The organism is Rhizomicrobium sp., assembly GCA_037200985.1.
In the GTDB taxonomy this organism is placed as follows: domain Bacteria; phylum Pseudomonadota; class Alphaproteobacteria; order Micropepsales; family Micropepsaceae; genus Rhizomicrobium.
On sequence record JBBCGJ010000001.1, the window covers coordinates 1,473,682 to 1,487,754 of the forward strand.

Here is a 14,073-nt window from a genome sequence, read left to right on the forward strand (position 1 = left end):
TCCAACGATGGCCATGACGGTCGGCGATCGACTACATGCCGCTGAGAAGGTTCAGCGCGGCATTCGCGTGGCTCTTGCAGGTGGCGTCGTCATTGGCCGCGTCGGCGGTAGCAAGTTCCTGCCTCACCTGCTGTGCCTTGGCCGTATCGCTCGGAAGGGTCATACCCTTCGCCTGCGTGATCAGCTCCGCGCAGGTGGCAGCGCTTGCTGTGCTGGCCGGGGTGGTGACCGTCGGCGCGGTGGTCGGCGCGGGTGGTGGCACCGGATCGGCGGCAAAGGCTGCGGTGGCGAGCATGGTGGCGGCCGCGGCCGCGAGAAGTATTCTCATGTCGTTGTCTCCCTGGTTTCCCCACGACCCTCGCTTGGCGAACGCCCGATGCCGATCATGGTTTCCAAGGTTTCATGAACCCGGACGAGGTTCCGGCGCTTGACCGCGGAACCGCGAGGCCTCTTACATGGCGCGGTCCATTCGAAAGGTCGCCGCGTGACGGTGCGCGTAAAAAAGCTGATCGGCACGATCCTGATTCTGATCTGGTTGCCGGCCTATGCCCTGGTCGCATCCGGCATCGCCGTGCTGGTGCTGCCGCGCGCCAGCGGGCTCGCGGCCTTTCTGTTCTACGCCATCGCCGGAATGCTCTGGGCGGTGCCGGTGGGGCTGATGCTTCCCTGGATGTTCCGCGAACCGAAGGCCGGACACCCCTAAGGCGCGCTTACCGTCGCCACCGCGTGGCCGTCCACCGGACGGCCGGGCCGCAGGCCCAGGAGCGTCATCACCGTGGGATGCACGTCGATCTGGTCGAGCCGCTTGATCTCGCCGGGCCGCACGCCCGCGCCCCAGGCGTAGAAGATGCCGTGCATCTGCACCACGGCCGGATCGTAACCGTGCGTCGCGGCGAGATGCACGGTCGGCGGGACGAAGGCGAGCGGCCAGAACCAGTCGATGCCGAGATACTTCGCCCAGGACGGGTAGAGTTCGAAGCCCGCCATCCAGTAGGGCGGATGCGTCACGAGCAGCAGGTCGCCGGCGCGCGGGCCGGTGCCCAGATGCGCATAGGCGGGATAATGGCCCTTGCGATAGACCGCGAAGAGATCGGGATATTTCTTCAGCGCCTTTTCGACCCGATCGACGCTATCGTGCTGCCTGTCGACATAGACATAAGCGCTCGCGCCGTCGGTCGCCTGGTCGGCATGGATGTCGTTCTCCGCCCAGATTCGACCCAGATTGATCATCGGGCCGACATCGATCATGCCGTGATCGGTGCCGATCACGAGCGTGCCTTCGCGCCCCGGCGGCAGCGCCTTGAGCGCCGCCATCAGACGGCCCGTGATCGCATCCGCGCGCTTCACGGCCTCCTGGGTCTCGGCGCCGGTCACGCCGTGGCCATGCGCCACGCTGTCGGGAATCGAGAAATAGAGCGCGATCAGGCGCGGATGGTTCGGTCCGTTGTCCTTCAGCAGCTTGAGCGCGCGCTCGATGATCGTGTCGTCGCTTTCGTGCTTTTTCCACGGCACTTCGGGATTGATGTAGGTCGCCCGCGCGCCCGTCTTGCTCGACCAGCGGCTGACGGTATTGAACGCCGCGGCGCGCACGCCCTGGCGCTCCGCCGCCTCCCACATCGTCTCGCAGCCGGTGCGCCACGCCGCGTCGGCGGCGTCGCCGCCTTCCTCGCCGAAGCGCCCCTTCTTCGGATCGTCGAACAGGTTCGACAGGATACCGTGATGCTCCGGCCAGCATCCGGTGTAGGCCGTGGTGTGGTTGATCAGCGAGACGGAGGGAAAGGCCGGCACCAGATGGCGGGACCACGCGCCTTCGCGCCGCAGCCGGTCGAAATTCGGGGTCGGATGCGCCGCGTCGAGTTCGGCGGGCGAGAAACCGTCGAACAGCACGTACACGACGGTGCGTTCGGGAGCGGTCGTAAGAATTTCGTCGTGCAGATTGGGGGCGCTCGCCGCCGGAAAGGCGCCGAACAGCACGATGGCCAAAATAACGAGAAAACGCTTCACGACATCCCCCCGGAAAGCAAAAAGCGGCGGGACATTACTCCCGCCGCGCCGCAATGTCTTCGCAAGGCTGCTATGCGCTACGCTTTTTCGAGGATGTGCACCGCGCAAGCGCTGCCGGCGCCGACGACATGCGTCAGGCCGATTCGGGCGCCGTCGACCTGGCGGTTTCCGGCCTCGCCGCGCAGATGCGTCGTCACTTCGTAGATGTTGGCGATCCCCGTGGCACCGAGCGGATGGCCCTTGGACAGAAGCCCGCCCGAGACGTTCACCGGGATGCGCCCGCCGAGCTGCGTCTCACCGGTATCGATCAGCCGGCCCGCCTCGCCGTCCTTGCACAGGCCGAGATTCTCGTAGTGCACGAGCTCCGCCGTCGCGAAACAGTCGTGCAGCTCGATCAGATCGACCTCGTCCGGGCCGAGTCCCGCCATCTCATAGGCGGTCTTGGCGGCAAGCCGCGTCACCGCGTTGAAATCCATCATCGCGATGTTGCGCGGCGTGTAGGGATCGGAGGTCAGCGCGGACGCGCGAACCTTCACAGCGCGGCCCATCAGGCCGAGCTCGCGGGCCTTCTTCTCCGAGCACAGCACCGCCGCGGCCGAACCGTCGACATTCACCGAGCACATCAGCTTGGTGTTGGGATAGGAGATCATCTCCGCGCCCATCACTTCTTCCAGCGGCGTTTCCTTCTGGTACATCGCCTTGGGATTGAGCGTCGAGTGATGGTGGTTCTTCACCGACACTTTGGCGAACTGTTCGAAGGTCGTGCCGTACTGGCGCGTGTGCTCCAGGCCGACATGGGCGAACACGCTCGGCATCGTACCGGAGCCGAGCAGGCCTTCGGTCGGGATGCCCTTGCTTCCGCCCCCGCCGCCGAGCAGGCCCGAACCCATCTGCTCCGAGCCGACGCAGAGCACGACGTCGTAGATACCGGCCTTGATCGCCATCCAGCCCTCGCGGAACGCGGTCGCGCCGGTGGCGCAGGCGTTCGCGGTGTTCACCACCGGAATGCCGGTCTGGCCGATCTCGCGCAGGATGCGCTGGCCGACGCCGGCGCTGGCCTCGAACAGGTTGCCGCTGTAGAGCGCCTGCATGTCGTGGATGGTCAGCCCGCAATCGTCGAGCGCCATCAGGGCGGCCTGGGCGCCGAGTTCGGGAACGGACCGCTCCGGGAAGCGCCCGAACTTGATCATGTCGGTTCCGACGACATAGACGTCGTTGCTCATGGCTTGCTCCTCAATTCCGGGGTTCGAAGAAATAGGCGAGATAGGAATTGCCGTCCTTGTCCTTCTGGGGGACCGGCCGGATCACGATGTTCACCGGCATGTCGAACTTGATCTTGGCCGGATCGGGATCGACGCCGAGCAGATTGCCCTTCAGCGTGCCGCCGCCGTCGACGTCGACGATCGCGGAGATGAACGGCACCGGCACGCCCGGAAAATTCCGGTGCACGACGGTGAAATTGTAGAGCTTGCCGGTGCTCGCGAGCTTGACGGGCTCGACGCCCTGGCGCGCGCCGCAACGGCCGCAGGTCTCGCGCGTGCCGACCGCGACCTCGCCGCATTTGCCGCACTTCGATCCGGCGAGATAGGGCTCGCCTTCCTTGGGGACTTTCAGAAACGGCACAGCGCCCTTCGTGGTGGGCGCCGGTTTCACGCCGGCGGCTGACATATGTGGTTCTCCCTGAATTTGCGGAAGAGCAAATCCCGGTTGGAGCCGCAACGCAACGATTCCCCAAGGGAAGCTCGGCCGACAATTTATTGCTGTCGCGCCCGCGAATGCAGGGCTCTGGTTGTGGCCTGCATCGCCGGTGCAGATTTCATCTGGGTCCGCGGCATTTGCGGCGGATGACACCGGGTGATGTGACCGCCGATCGGACGCTAGCCGGGCAATGCCTCCGCCACGATCGCTTCGGCCTTTGCGAACAGCGCCGGATCGACCTTGGCGCCGCTGGCGCCGGCGTTCTCGTCGAGCTGCGCGGGGCGGCTGGCGCCGACGATGGCGCTCGCGATGTTGGGCTCGCGCAGCACCCAGGCGAGCGCGAACTGGCCGAGCGTAAGACCGGCCTCTTGCGCCAGCGGCTTCAGCTTCTGCACGGCCTGGAGCACGGGCTTGGTCATCAGGCGGCCGATGAAGCTGCCCATCGCCTCCGAGGTCGCGCGGCTGCCGGCCGGCGGCGGGGCGGCGGGATCGTATTTTCCCGTCAGCACGCCTTGCGCCAGCGGCGACCACACGATCTGCGAAATGCCGTTCCTGGCGCTGAGCGGAATGACCTTCTCTTCGGGCCGGCGCCACAGGAGCGAATATTGCGGCTGGCTGGAGACGAAGTGTTCGACGCCTTTCGTCGCGATGGACGCTTCGATCTGGTCCGGCGACCATTCGGAGAAGCCGATATAGCGCGTCTTGCCGCTCTTCACCGCCTTGGTCAGCGCCTCCATGGTCTCGTCCAGCGGCGTGTCGGCGTCGTAACGGTGGCACTGATAGAGATCGACGAAGTCGGTCTTGAGCCGCTTGAGCGAGGCATCGAGCTGCTTTTCGATCTGCGCCCGCGACAAGCCCTTGTCACTGTCGCTCATCGGGAAGAACACCTTGGTCGCCAGGACATAGGAGGCGCGCGGCCGGCCTGCCAGCGCCTCGCCCAGGAAGCTCTCCGCCGCGCCGCGGCCGTAGACATTCGCGGTGTCGATGAAGTTGATGCCCAGCTCGAAGGCACGGTTGAGGCAGGCGAGCGCGCTTTCTTTCTCCACGCCGACGCCATAAGTCAGCCACGAACCCAGGGAAATCTCCGACACGGAAAGGTCGCTGGCGCCGAGTTTGCGGTATTTCATGGGGCTTCCTTTTGCTGTTCTGCCTCAAGGATCGGAAATCAGCCGCCCCCAAGTCAAAGGAATAACGAGGGAGACCCCGGGATGGCCGCGCCTTTCGCCCTGTTCGGCCTCAGTCACATCGTCGCGTTGTGCCTGCCTTTCTTGCTGCCGCTGGCCGCCGCCTGGCTGGTGAAGCCGCTTGCCCATCCCATCACCGACCGAGCGGTACGCTGGACGCTGGGCGCGGCGATGACGATCAACTGGTTCGGCTGGATGCTGCTCCTGCACGGCAAGGGCTGGCTCGGCGTCGACAACGAATTCCCGCTCAACCTGTGCGACTGGGCAACGGTGGCGACGGTCGTCACGCTCTTTTGGCCGAACCAGCGGACCTATGAGCTCGCCTATTTCTGGGCGCTGGCCGGCACGCTCCAGGGCATGCTGACGCCGGACGTTCAGCTCGACTTCCCGGACATCCAGTTCCTGCTGTTTTTCGTCTTCCACGGCGGCATCATCGCGAGCGTGCTCTATCTGACCTTCGGGCTGAAGATGCGGCCCTATCCGTCGTCGCTGCCGCGCGCGATCGGCTGGTCCTTCGTCTACGCCGCCACCGCGGGCCTGTTCGACTGGGCGAGCGGCGCCAATTACGGGATGCTGCGGACGAAACCGCCCTACCCGACCATCCTCGACGTCATGCCGGCTTGGCCGTGGTATATCGGCGTGCTGATCCTGATGGGGCTGGCCTCGACCTTGGTCTATTACGCGCCGTTCTTCGTTATCGACCGCATCCGCGCGGCAAGGCAGACGCAACCCGGCGGCACCGAGGCCGTTACCGCGCCATGACCGTCGCCGACAACCACGACCGCAGCCGCTTCGAACTCGTGGAGGACGGCCAGACCGCCTTCGCCAATTATCGCCGCAACGGCCTGCATGTGGTCATCCCGCATGTCGAGGCGCCGCCGGCCTTGCGCGGCAAAGGCACCGCGAGCCGTCTGATGGAGGGGATCGTCGCGAAAGCCCGCGCGGAGGGGTTCAAGATCGTACCGACCTGCTCCTACGCCTTCGCCTGGTTCCGCCGCCACAAGGATGCGGCGGATGTGCTGGATTAGGCGCTCTTCGGCGCCTGCGCCCCGAATTTCAGGATCAGGCGCTTGAGCTCCGGCTCGCTCACCAGCGCCGCGGCCTCGCCGACCGGGTACCATTTGGCGTCCCGCGCCGCCTTTTCCGACCAGCTCTTGCGCTGGCGCGTGACCTTCAGCGGATAGAGGCTCACCCGGCACGGCAAGCCCGCGCCATGCTTCAATTCCTTGACGTAGTGGAAAACGCCGATCGCCTCCTGCGCGATCTCGCCGACCACGCCGGCCTCCTCGAGCGCCTCGCGCGCCGCGTCGGCCGGCGGCGTCGAGCCCTTGGCCGGCCAGCCCTTGGGCACGATCCAGCGATGCGTGCGGCGCGAGGTGATGAGCAGGACCTCGATCCCGGCCTCGGTCATGCGATAGGGCAGCGCGGCCACCTGGGTACCCGCCGTCGTTCTGGCCGCCACACTGCGCGGTATCGCCGAAGCCGCTCTCATTCCAAACTATTAGCTCACGATTCGTTACATGCAAGTGTACGCGTTTTCGTCCGCACGCGAACGATTGCCTGATGCAAACGTCCGACGACGGCGGACGGCGCCGAGACGGCACGCGGCGAACGCTAGATGTGCCTCTCGAAGCCCGGCAGCGTCCAGCCGCGCGCGATGGCCCCGGCGCGCAGCACGAAGCCGCAGAAGAAGGCGACGAGCCCGGCGAGCACGGCGTCGCTGCCCAGGCTGACCGCCCCCACGAACACGGCTGCGGCCAGCACCGCGGCGGTGATGTAGATCTCGCGGCGCAGAAGCACGGACGGCTCGCCGGCGAAGAGATCGCGCAGGATGCCGCCGAAGGTCGCGGTCACGGTGCCCATCGCCACCGCGACCGGCGGCGGTACGCCCATCGCCAAGGCCTTGGCGGCGCCGAGCACCGCATAGCCCGCGAGTCCCACCGCGTCGAGCCAGATCAGCGCGCTGGAGCGCCAATGCCGGCTGCCCAGCAGCCACACCGCACCCGCCGCCGCCAGGCAGACATAGAGATAGCCGCTGGCATGCACCCAGAACACCGGCGCGCCGATCAGCAGGTCGCGCAGCGTGCCGCCGCCGATACCGGTGACGATGGCGAAGGCGGCGAAGGTGACCGCGTCATGCCGGCTGCGCGCCGCCGCCAGCGCGCCGGTGACGGCGAACACACCGACGCCGAGATAGTCGAGGGTGACGAGCGGAACGGGGAGAGCCATGGTTCAGTGAATCGGTTCGGTCTTCGCGCGACCTTCTTAATCGTCGTGGCCGGGCTTGTCCCGACCACCCATATTCCTGGGCCCCTGACGTGTTCGTGGTCGCCGGCGCAAGGCCGGCGACGGCGGCGATCGGTGTTTCCCCCTACCCTCCGTCTGACAATTCGCAAGGCATCGCAGCGCCTTGGCCTTCATTCTTCGTATCGTCATCCAACGAAGAAATCGCCATGGGCCGCAACATCCTCGTCGTCAACGGACACCCCGATCCCAGGCCCGAGCGCTTCTGCGCCGCGCTCTGCACCGCCTACGAGGCCGGCGCCCGGACGCGCGGCTGTGCGACGCGCCGGCTCGACGTCGCCGCGCTCTCTCTGTCAGCTCTCGCCACCGGCAAAGGCACCGCTCCGCTCGACAAGCTGGAACAGGCTTTCCGCCTGATGCGCGCCGCCGACCGGCTCGCCATCTTCTATCCGCTTCTGTCCGACGGCCCGCCGGAAGAACTGAGCCAACTCTTCGACTATGTCGCCCGCTTGCGCGCCCATCTCGAGCCCGCGGCGCTGGGCGGCGCCAAGTCCGCCCGCATCGTGGTGACGACTGCCATGCCGGCCTTCCTCTATCGCGGCCGCGCCGAACCCGTGACGCGCCACAAGCTCTGCGGCGTCGTCGCGGGCGAGCCGCTCTTCATCGGCAGCGTCGATTCCATATCCTCCACCCAGCGCGCCCGCTGGCTTGAGGAGATGCGCGGGCTGGGCGGGAAGATGAACTGAGGTCGTCAGACCTCCAAACAATGCCCGCGTTCGAGATCGGCGATCAGCCCGGGCCCCTTCAGACTCCCGGGCCGGCTCATCTTCCTGGACCGGCCCGTCCGCGCCGCGCAGGCGGATCGGGACAGCGCCGCGCGCTTGGTGGTTGCGGCGTTACGCGTCTACGCGGACAGGACCGGTCTCAGCATGTGGTCGGCAACCCGCCGACGCCCAAGGATGCGAAGCTGGTCCGATCGCCGATCGAAAGCAGGCGCAAGGCGTCCCGCCAGGCGACCGCGCCTTTTTACCCGACGATCAGGCGCGCGATCTCATACACGCCGTCCGCCGCCCAGGCGCCCGCGATGAAGACGATCAGCACCGCATGCGGGATGAAGGCCGGGTGGATCTGGAACGGCATCGACACGACCGACCGGCGGTCGAAAATCTCAATCCTGGTTGACGACGTCATGGCGGGCTCCTGGCAATACGAGATGGGCGCCGCCTTGATGCGGCATGTGCCATCGCGTGATGCCCGAGCGGTTGCGGCGCTCCGCCTGCCGGCGCGTGCCGCGCCGCCAGACGCCGAAACAGGCGATTTGATTGGTGCCCATTTCGCAGCGCCGCCACGCGGCATTGAGTGCCGTATGGCTGCCGCGGCGCGTTCTTTCCGCGCCGCTCCGCCGTCCCTTGTCCGCCGATGCCGCATGACGCGCGGCGAGGCCGACGCGCAGGCTGCGCTTCGGTGCCGGTTCCATGTGCTTGCGACTGCGCATTCTGCGGGCCCTTCGCGATGAACGGGAGCGCCTTCTGCGTCCCCGCGAATCGCATGAAAGCTCCACAAGAGTCGCACCGCATTGCGGAAACGCAAAACGAACCGGTAAGGAATTCTGCTTACGGGATTCGAATCAGGGTCCGGAGGTTAAGATGAGGTCGAGTTTGCGGCATGCGCGGAATGAGCGTCGGCGCGATTTGGCCTCACGCGGCCGACCGGTTCGTGACGTTGGAATTGGCATTGCAAGGCCGATGACCATTGGTCGGAGCGGCGGGATTTGAACCCACGACCCCCAGTCCCCCAGACTGGTGCGCTAACCAGGCTGCGCCACGCTCCGTATCCAATGTGTCTCGCGGAAAAGCTCGAAAGCCGGCGGCGGGGGAGCCGTTTTCGCGAAGGCCGCGGACTATAGTCGCCGCGCCGTCAAAGGCAAATCCGCCGTCCTAGACCCGTTTCAGCCGTGCCTTCAGCTGCTGCAGTTCCGCCAGCAGGATTTCCAGGCGCACCCGTTGCTCCTCCGCCAGCGAAGGGGCGGGCTCGGCGGACGGCGCGGGCGCCGGAACGGGGTCCGCGGCGCTCGCCAAAGCCGCCGGCGGCTCGGCGGGCCGCTCCAGCGCGATCACGTTGGAGGCGAAGGCGCGCATGACCGGCGCCAGACCCGAAGCGGCCTCGCTCCGTCCGAGCTCCGCGACATGGCGCAGGCCCTTGTCACGCAGAATCTTCTGCACGCCCTTGATCGTGAAACCGTCGCCGTAGAGCAGCGTGCGGATGCCGCGCAGCAGATCGACGTCCTCGGGCCGGTAATAGCGCCGCCCGCCGGCACGCTTCACCGGCTTCACCTGGGCGAAGCGGCCTTCCCAGAAGCGCAGCACGTGCTGCGGCACATCCAGTTCGGCCGCGACCTCGCTGATGGTGCGGAACGCTTCCGGCGATTTCGTGCGAAGAACGGCCGAGGCCAGCACGCGTCAATCCTTCTTGTCGGGATCGGGCGTCTGCCCGTTGATGATCGCCTTCAATACATGACTCGGGCGGAAGACAAGAACCCGGCGCGGCGCGATCGGCACCTCGTCGCCCGTCTTGGGATTGCGGCCCATGCGCTGGCTCTTCTGGCGGACGGCGAAGGTGCCGAAGGAAGAAAGCTTCACCGTCTCTCCGCGGGTCAGCGCGACGCAGACTTCCTCGAGAAGATCCTCGACCATCTGGGCCGACTCGTTGCGCGAAAGCCCGACGGCCTGGAATACGGCCTCGGTCAGGTCGGCACGAGTCAGCGTATCTGTGGACATGGGCCGCGACTCCCTTATGGCTAATGAAAGTTAGGCGCGGGAGAATTATCCGTCAACGTCAAAGGGATAGGGGACGGGCTTCACCCGTCCGTTCACCAACGGATGAGGCTGGCGCCCCAGGTGAAGCCGCCGCCCATCGCTTCCAGAAGGACGAGATGGCCCGGCTTGATCCGGCCGTCGGCGACCGCGGTGGCGAGGGCCAGCGGCACCGAGGCCGCGGAGGTATTGCCGTGCTGCGCCACGGTGGTGACCACTTTCTGCGGCGCGATGCCGAGCTTGCGGGCGGTGCCGTCGAGGATGCGCTGGTTGGCTTGATGCGGCACGAACCAGTCGACGTCGGCGATCGAAAGGCCCGCCTCGTCCAGCGATGCCACGATGGCGGCCGAAATATTGGTCACGGCGTGGCGGAAGACCTCCTTGCCCTGCATGCGCAGATGCCCGGTGGTCTGGGTCGAGGACGGACCGCCGTCGACATAAAGCAGGTCGTGCAGCCTTCCGTCGGAGAACAGCTTGGTGTTGAGGACGCCGCGATCGGTGTTGTCGCCCTTGCCGTCGTCGGCCTGAAGCACGACGGCGCCGGCGCCGTCGCCGAACAGCACGCAGGTCGTGCGGTCGTTCCAGTCCAGCAGGCGGCTCATGGTCTCGGCGCCGACCAGAAGCACGGTCTTCGCCATGCCGGTCTTGATGAAATTGTCCGCCACCGCCATGCCGTAGATGAAGCCGGAGCACACCGCCTGGACGTCGAAGGCGGCGCCGTGATTCATGTTGAGCCGCGCCTGGAGTGTCGTGGCGGTCGCGGGAAACGTTTCGTCCGGCGTGGTCGTCGCGCAGACGATCATGTCGAGCTCGTTGGCGTCCATGCCGGCCATGGCGAGCGCGTTGCGCGAGGCCTGGAGCGCCAGATCGGAGGTCTTCTCGCCGTCGACGACGACGTGACGCTGGCGGATGCCGGTGCGCTCGCGGATCCAGTCGTCCGAGGTGTCGATCCGCCGGGCGATCTCGTCATTGGTGAGGACGGTCGGAGGCAGATACGCGCCGCAACCGACGATTTTCGAACGAATCACGAAGCGACCGCCTCCGGTTCAAGCGTGCGGATGCCGGCGCGGTCGGCGACGATACGGGCGATGACGTTCGCCTTGGCCATGTCGATGGCCATGTCGAGCGCGCTCGCGAAGCCCAGGGCGTCGGTGCCGCCATGGCTCTTCACGACGACGCCGTCCAGGCCAAGGAAGATGCCGCCATTGGAGGCGCGCGGATCGAGCTTGCGGCGCAGGGCGTTGAGCGCGCCCGAGGCGATGACGGCGCCGAGGCGGCCGAGAAAGGAGCGCCGAAGCGCGGTGCGCAGATAGTGCACGATCAGCTTGGCGGTGCCTTCCGCCGTCTTCAGCGCCACATTGCCGGTGAAGCCGTCGGTCACGATCACGTCCACCGTGCCCTCGGAAATGTCGTCGCCTTCGACGAAGCCCGCGAACTCGATCGGCAGCGACGGGGTATTGCGCAGCACATGCGCAGCGCCCCTGACGGCATCGTTGCCCTTCACGTCCTCCGATCCGACATTGAGGATGCCGACGGTCGGCCGTTCCAGGCCGAGGATCGCGCGGGCGAAGGCCTCGCCCATCACGGCGAAGTCGACGAGCTGTTCCTCGCTGGCGGTGACGTTGGCGCCGACGTCGAGCACGACGCTCTGGCCGCGCTTGGTCGGCCACAGCGCCGCGATGGCCGGACGCGAAATGTTCTCCAGCGTGCCGAGCTGGAACATGGACATCGCCATCAGCGCGCCGGTATTGCCGGCGGAGATCACGACCTCGGCTTCCTTGGTCTTCACCGAATCGATGGCGCGCCACATCGAGGTGTTGCGGCCCCGGCGCAGCGCCAGGCTGGGCTTCTCCTCCATCCGCACGCGCTCGGGCGCGTGGCGGATGGTGACGCGGTCGAGCAGCTTGGCGCGCTTGGCAAACAGCGCGTTGAGCTCGGTCTCGTCGCCGTGGAGGATGAACTTCACCGTCGGATGGCGCAGCACCGAGCGCGCCAGCGCGGCCACGACGATGCCCGGCCCGGCGTCGCCGCCCATGGCATCAATCGAGACGGTCAGTTCGCGGGCCAAGCCTGCCTCGCAATCCCTGTCCGATCGTCAGCGGATCGGGTCAGGCTTCGGTCTTCGCGACTTCGCGGCCGTCGTAATGGCCGCAAGCCCCACACACATGGTGCGGACGCTTCTGCTCGCCGCAGTTCGGGCACTCATTGTGGCTGGCCGGGGCCAGACGGTGGTGCGACCGACGCATATTGCGCCTGGACGGCGAGGTTTTTCTCTTTGGCACCGCCATGGCGGGTAGCTCCTTGAAGGAACCCGGGACCCAATCTTCGGGCGTTGCGCACTGTCTGCGCGAGCCTTGCGGACCGGACGGGCAAAACAAGGGGCGGAAGTAACAGGAAACCCCACCCGGTTTCAAGCCGGATTCGGGCAGGATTTCGGAACCTTAGCTCCGGTCCTTGAGAGCCTTCAGGACCGCGAAAGGACTCTCCGGCTTCGCCTCGGGCTCGGCCGGCACGACAAATTCCACACCGGATGCGCGTGGATAGGGGTCGATCGCGAGGACCAGCTCCTCCAGAAGGGGCGCCGCCAGGTCGTAGGTCAGGCTGTCGATCTCCTCGGGGACCTCGTCGTCGCCCGCGCCCGGGGCGAGCGCGATGCTCTCATGCGGCTTCAGGCGGACCTGCTCGGCCACATGCAACTCGCGGTGGAAGGGGCGCGCGATGTGGGTGCGGACCGGCTCCAGCGTCACCACGCAGTCCTGGACGATATCGGCCTCGAGCACAGCGTCGAGAGCGAAGCGGGTGGCGGAATGCTTGCGCAGGCGGACGGTCGAACCGAACGACTCCACGGCGCGGACATCGGCCCAGGCGGCGATGCGCGCGAGATCCTCTGCCCCCGCCTCGACGCGGATCTCCTCCTCGCCGCGGCGCAGATCGCCGAGGTCGTAATCCTGTTCGAAAGGCTTGGTTTCCGGTGCGCTCATCGTCAGCCGAATGTCGTCGGCACCGGGCCGAATTCAAGGGGCGCGGCGATCGGATCGCCTGCTTCGAGGCGGGCGCGCGCGGCCAGCGCGTACCGCGCCAGCGCCGCGGCGGCGCGCTCGTGCCCCGGATCGCCGCGATAGATATTGCGCCCGATCGCCTCGGCCAGGGCGGCTTCGTCACCGGCGGCGGCCTCGTAGGCGTGCAGCCTTCCGTTGAAGGCGTTGCCGAGCTTCTTCATGCGCGGACCCATGCCCATGTCGCCGTTGCCGAGATCGCGCAGCGCCTCGTCGAAGGCGACGAAGATCGCATCCGACAGGGCCTGCGCCAGGTCGGCCCGCCCGGCGCCGCGCAGGCGGCCGAGCACCAGCCAGCCATGCAGCGCGACCATGTCGAAGCGGCCGTCGATAGTGTCGGCGACGCCGTATTCGCGGAAAAAAGCCGGCTGGCGAGCGGCGCTGACCAGGGCGGCGTGCAGGCTCTGGACGAGCCGGGCGGTCGGCGAGGTGCGGCGCAGGATCTTCAACATGTTGGAACTCTTAATTTTCGGCGGTCTTGCCAGCGCGGCCGGCCAAGGCTAGCACGTCAGGCCGGACGGGATTTATCCGGTTTGAGGTTCCTGCGCATGCGAAAAACGGTTCTGGTCCTGACGGCCCTGGCGCTTCTGGGCGGCTGCACGCCGGTGGTCAACCAGCGCGGCTATTTGCCCGACCCCGACGCCGAAAAGAAGATCGCGGTCGGCAAGGACACCAAGACCTCGATCCAGCAGGCGCTGGGCTATCCCTCGACCGAGGCGACGTTCACCCAGGCCGGCGACGCCTGGTACTACATCACTGCGGTGGAGAAGCAGATCGCCTTCTTCCAGGCCTCGGTCCAGTCGCGCGCCATCCTGGCGGTCTATTTCGACAAGGACGGCAAGGTCACCGACCTCAAGCACTATTCGCTGCGCGACGGCCATATCGTCGCCTTCGAGACCCGCGAGACGCCGGCCAAGGGCCGCGAGATGACGTTCCTGCAGCAGCTCTTCAACGCCACGCCCGGCGTGCCGCTCGGCAACAATGGCGGCACCAACAATCCCAATCCCGGCGGCGGCAATGGCGGCCCGCCCGGCAGCGGCGGCGGTTATCCGTAGCGCCCAGCGCTTCGCGGAA

Annotated in this window: 21 protein-coding genes and 1 tRNA gene; 5 read left to right on the forward strand and 17 right to left on the reverse strand. The window is 66.8% G+C overall.

Annotated elements, in window-relative coordinates:
• Window positions 1-31 precede the first annotated feature (31 nt).
• Entirely contained in the window at window positions 32-328 is a 297-nt protein-coding gene (locus tag WDN01_07110; protein MEJ0025779.1) for a hypothetical protein, read from the reverse strand.
• A 156-nt stretch (window positions 329-484) separates the two neighbouring features.
• Here WDN01_07110 and WDN01_07115 point away from each other — a divergent pair, with 156 nt between their 5' ends.
• A complete protein-coding gene (locus tag WDN01_07115) occupies window positions 485-703 on the forward strand; it encodes a DUF2842 domain-containing protein (protein ID MEJ0025780.1) in 219 nt (72 codons plus the stop codon).
• Here the strand turns inward: WDN01_07115 and WDN01_07120 are convergent.
• The 4 genes from WDN01_07120 to WDN01_07135 all read right to left on the reverse strand — a co-directional run bounded on the left by WDN01_07120 (window position 700) and on the right by WDN01_07135 (window position 4,829).
• Complete coding sequence (locus tag WDN01_07120; GenBank protein MEJ0025781.1) at window positions 700-2,004, reverse strand: ectonucleotide pyrophosphatase/phosphodiesterase; 1,305 nt, start codon at window positions 2,002-2,004, stop codon at window positions 700-702. The genes WDN01_07115 and WDN01_07120 overlap by 4 nt on opposite strands.
• Window positions 2,005-2,081: 77 nt before the next feature.
• The gene (locus tag WDN01_07125) at window positions 2,082-3,227 is read right to left on the reverse strand and encodes a thiolase family protein (GenBank protein MEJ0025782.1); all 1,146 of its coding nucleotides are present in this window, start codon (window positions 3,225-3,227) and stop codon (window positions 2,082-2,084) included.
• Between the two features lie 10 nt (window positions 3,228-3,237).
• Entirely contained in the window at window positions 3,238-3,672 is a 435-nt protein-coding gene (locus tag WDN01_07130) for an OB-fold domain-containing protein (protein ID MEJ0025783.1), read from the reverse strand.
• Between the two features lie 209 nt (window positions 3,673-3,881).
• Window positions 3,882-4,829, reverse strand: coding sequence for an aldo/keto reductase family protein (locus tag WDN01_07135; GenBank protein MEJ0025784.1), 948 nt, complete (start codon window positions 4,827-4,829; stop codon window positions 3,882-3,884).
• A gap of 81 nt (window positions 4,830-4,910) precedes the next feature.
• On the opposite strand from WDN01_07135, the gene WDN01_07140 reads away from it, so the two are divergent.
• Window positions 4,911-5,648, forward strand: coding sequence for a TIGR02206 family membrane protein (locus tag WDN01_07140; protein ID MEJ0025785.1), 738 nt, complete (start codon window positions 4,911-4,913; stop codon window positions 5,646-5,648).
• The gene (locus tag WDN01_07145) at window positions 5,645-5,914 is read left to right on the forward strand and encodes a GNAT family N-acetyltransferase (protein ID MEJ0025786.1); all 270 of its coding nucleotides are present in this window, start codon (window positions 5,645-5,647) and stop codon (window positions 5,912-5,914) included. The genes WDN01_07140 and WDN01_07145 overlap by 4 nt, the downstream gene beginning before the upstream one ends.
• Here the strand turns inward: WDN01_07145 and WDN01_07150 are convergent.
• Entirely contained in the window at window positions 5,911-6,348 is a 438-nt protein-coding gene (locus WDN01_07150) for an NUDIX hydrolase (GenBank protein ID MEJ0025787.1), read from the reverse strand. The genes WDN01_07145 and WDN01_07150 overlap by 4 nt on opposite strands.
• 152 nt (window positions 6,349-6,500) lie before the next feature.
• Window positions 6,501-7,115, reverse strand: coding sequence for a trimeric intracellular cation channel family protein (locus WDN01_07155; GenBank protein ID MEJ0025788.1), 615 nt, complete (start codon window positions 7,113-7,115; stop codon window positions 6,501-6,503).
• Window positions 7,116-7,339: 224 nt separating this feature from the next.
• On the opposite strand from WDN01_07155, the gene WDN01_07160 reads away from it, so the two are divergent.
• Window positions 7,340-7,876: an NAD(P)H-dependent oxidoreductase gene (locus WDN01_07160; protein MEJ0025789.1), complete on the forward strand. Its 537-nt coding sequence runs from the start codon at window positions 7,340-7,342 to the stop codon at window positions 7,874-7,876.
• A gap of 280 nt (window positions 7,877-8,156) precedes the next feature.
• Here WDN01_07160 and WDN01_07165 read toward each other — a convergent pair whose 3' ends face one another.
• The 10 genes from WDN01_07165 to WDN01_07210 all read right to left on the reverse strand — a co-directional run bounded on the left by WDN01_07165 (window position 8,157) and on the right by WDN01_07210 (window position 13,451).
• On the reverse strand, window positions 8,157-8,321 hold the full coding sequence (locus WDN01_07165) for a hypothetical protein (protein ID MEJ0025790.1): 165 nt from the start codon (window positions 8,319-8,321) through the stop codon (window positions 8,157-8,159).
• A complete protein-coding gene (locus WDN01_07170; protein MEJ0025791.1) occupies window positions 8,299-8,625 on the reverse strand; it encodes a hypothetical protein in 327 nt (108 codons plus the stop codon). Before WDN01_07170 ends, WDN01_07165 begins: the two co-directional genes overlap by 23 nt.
• A gap of 258 nt (window positions 8,626-8,883) precedes the next feature.
• Window positions 8,884-8,961: transfer RNA gene (locus tag WDN01_07175), tRNA-Pro, on the reverse strand.
• Window positions 8,962-9,067: 106 nt separating this feature from the next.
• Window positions 9,068-9,586 (reverse strand): MerR family transcriptional regulator, encoded by a 519-nt coding sequence (locus tag WDN01_07180; GenBank protein MEJ0025792.1) that lies wholly within the window; start codon window positions 9,584-9,586, stop codon window positions 9,068-9,070.
• A gap of 3 nt (window positions 9,587-9,589) precedes the next feature.
• A complete protein-coding gene (locus WDN01_07185; protein ID MEJ0025793.1) occupies window positions 9,590-9,907 on the reverse strand; it encodes an integration host factor subunit alpha in 318 nt (105 codons plus the stop codon).
• 92 nt (window positions 9,908-9,999) lie between these two features.
• Window positions 10,000-10,971: a beta-ketoacyl-ACP synthase III gene (locus WDN01_07190; protein ID MEJ0025794.1), complete on the reverse strand. Its 972-nt coding sequence runs from the start codon at window positions 10,969-10,971 to the stop codon at window positions 10,000-10,002.
• Window positions 10,968-12,011 carry a phosphate acyltransferase PlsX gene (gene plsX, locus WDN01_07195; protein MEJ0025795.1) on the reverse strand — a complete coding sequence of 348 codons (1,044 nt, stop codon included), beginning with the start codon at window positions 12,009-12,011 and terminating at the stop codon, window positions 10,968-10,970. Before plsX ends, WDN01_07190 begins: the two co-directional genes overlap by 4 nt.
• A gap of 40 nt (window positions 12,012-12,051) precedes the next feature.
• A complete protein-coding gene (gene rpmF / locus WDN01_07200) occupies window positions 12,052-12,231 on the reverse strand; it encodes a 50S ribosomal protein L32 (protein ID MEJ0025796.1) in 180 nt (59 codons plus the stop codon).
• Window positions 12,232-12,384: 153 nt separating this feature from the next.
• Window positions 12,385-12,924: a YceD family protein gene (locus WDN01_07205; protein ID MEJ0025797.1), complete on the reverse strand. Its 540-nt coding sequence runs from the start codon at window positions 12,922-12,924 to the stop codon at window positions 12,385-12,387.
• Between the two features lie 2 nt (window positions 12,925-12,926).
• Window positions 12,927-13,451: a ubiquinol-cytochrome C chaperone family protein gene (locus WDN01_07210; GenBank protein ID MEJ0025798.1), complete on the reverse strand. Its 525-nt coding sequence runs from the start codon at window positions 13,449-13,451 to the stop codon at window positions 12,927-12,929.
• 96 nt (window positions 13,452-13,547) lie between these two features.
• Between WDN01_07210 and bamE the strand changes: the two genes are divergently transcribed.
• Window positions 13,548-14,054: an outer membrane protein assembly factor BamE gene (gene bamE, locus WDN01_07215; protein ID MEJ0025799.1), complete on the forward strand. Its 507-nt coding sequence runs from the start codon at window positions 13,548-13,550 to the stop codon at window positions 14,052-14,054.
• The last annotated feature ends 19 nt before the right edge of the window (window positions 14,055-14,073 follow it).

What these genes read in the sequence shown, in the direction of transcription:
- WDN01_07110 (MEJ0025779.1), bottom strand. Translation starts at nt 328, where the DNA reads ATGAGAATACTTCTCGCGGCCGCGGCCGCCACCATGCTCGCCACCGCA.
- WDN01_07125 (MEJ0025782.1), bottom strand. Translation starts at nt 3,227, where the DNA reads ATGAGCAACGACGTCTATGTCGTCGGAACCGACATGATCAAGTTCGGG.
- WDN01_07130 (MEJ0025783.1), bottom strand. Translation starts at nt 3,672, where the DNA reads ATGTCAGCCGCCGGCGTGAAACCGGCGCCCACCACGAAGGGCGCTGTG.
- WDN01_07135 (MEJ0025784.1), bottom strand. Translation starts at nt 4,829, where the DNA reads ATGAAATACCGCAAACTCGGCGCCAGCGACCTTTCCGTGTCGGAGATT.
- WDN01_07140 (MEJ0025785.1), top strand. Translation starts at nt 4,911, where the DNA reads ATGGCCGCGCCTTTCGCCCTGTTCGGCCTCAGTCACATCGTCGCGTTG.
- WDN01_07145 (MEJ0025786.1), top strand. Translation starts at nt 5,645, where the DNA reads ATGACCGTCGCCGACAACCACGACCGCAGCCGCTTCGAACTCGTGGAG.
- WDN01_07155 (MEJ0025788.1), bottom strand. Translation starts at nt 7,115, where the DNA reads ATGGCTCTCCCCGTTCCGCTCGTCACCCTCGACTATCTCGGCGTCGGT.
- WDN01_07160 (MEJ0025789.1), top strand. Translation starts at nt 7,340, where the DNA reads ATGGGCCGCAACATCCTCGTCGTCAACGGACACCCCGATCCCAGGCCC.
- WDN01_07165 (MEJ0025790.1), bottom strand. Translation starts at nt 8,321, where the DNA reads ATGACGTCGTCAACCAGGATTGAGATTTTCGACCGCCGGTCGGTCGTG.
- WDN01_07170 (MEJ0025791.1), bottom strand. Translation starts at nt 8,625, where the DNA reads ATGCGCAGTCGCAAGCACATGGAACCGGCACCGAAGCGCAGCCTGCGC.
- WDN01_07185 (MEJ0025793.1), bottom strand. Translation starts at nt 9,907, where the DNA reads ATGTCCACAGATACGCTGACTCGTGCCGACCTGACCGAGGCCGTATTC.
- rpmF (MEJ0025796.1), bottom strand. Translation starts at nt 12,231, where the DNA reads ATGGCGGTGCCAAAGAGAAAAACCTCGCCGTCCAGGCGCAATATGCGT.
- WDN01_07205 (MEJ0025797.1), bottom strand. Translation starts at nt 12,924, where the DNA reads ATGAGCGCACCGGAAACCAAGCCTTTCGAACAGGATTACGACCTCGGC.
- WDN01_07210 (MEJ0025798.1), bottom strand. Translation starts at nt 13,451, where the DNA reads ATGTTGAAGATCCTGCGCCGCACCTCGCCGACCGCCCGGCTCGTCCAG.
- bamE (MEJ0025799.1), top strand. Translation starts at nt 13,548, where the DNA reads ATGCGAAAAACGGTTCTGGTCCTGACGGCCCTGGCGCTTCTGGGCGGC.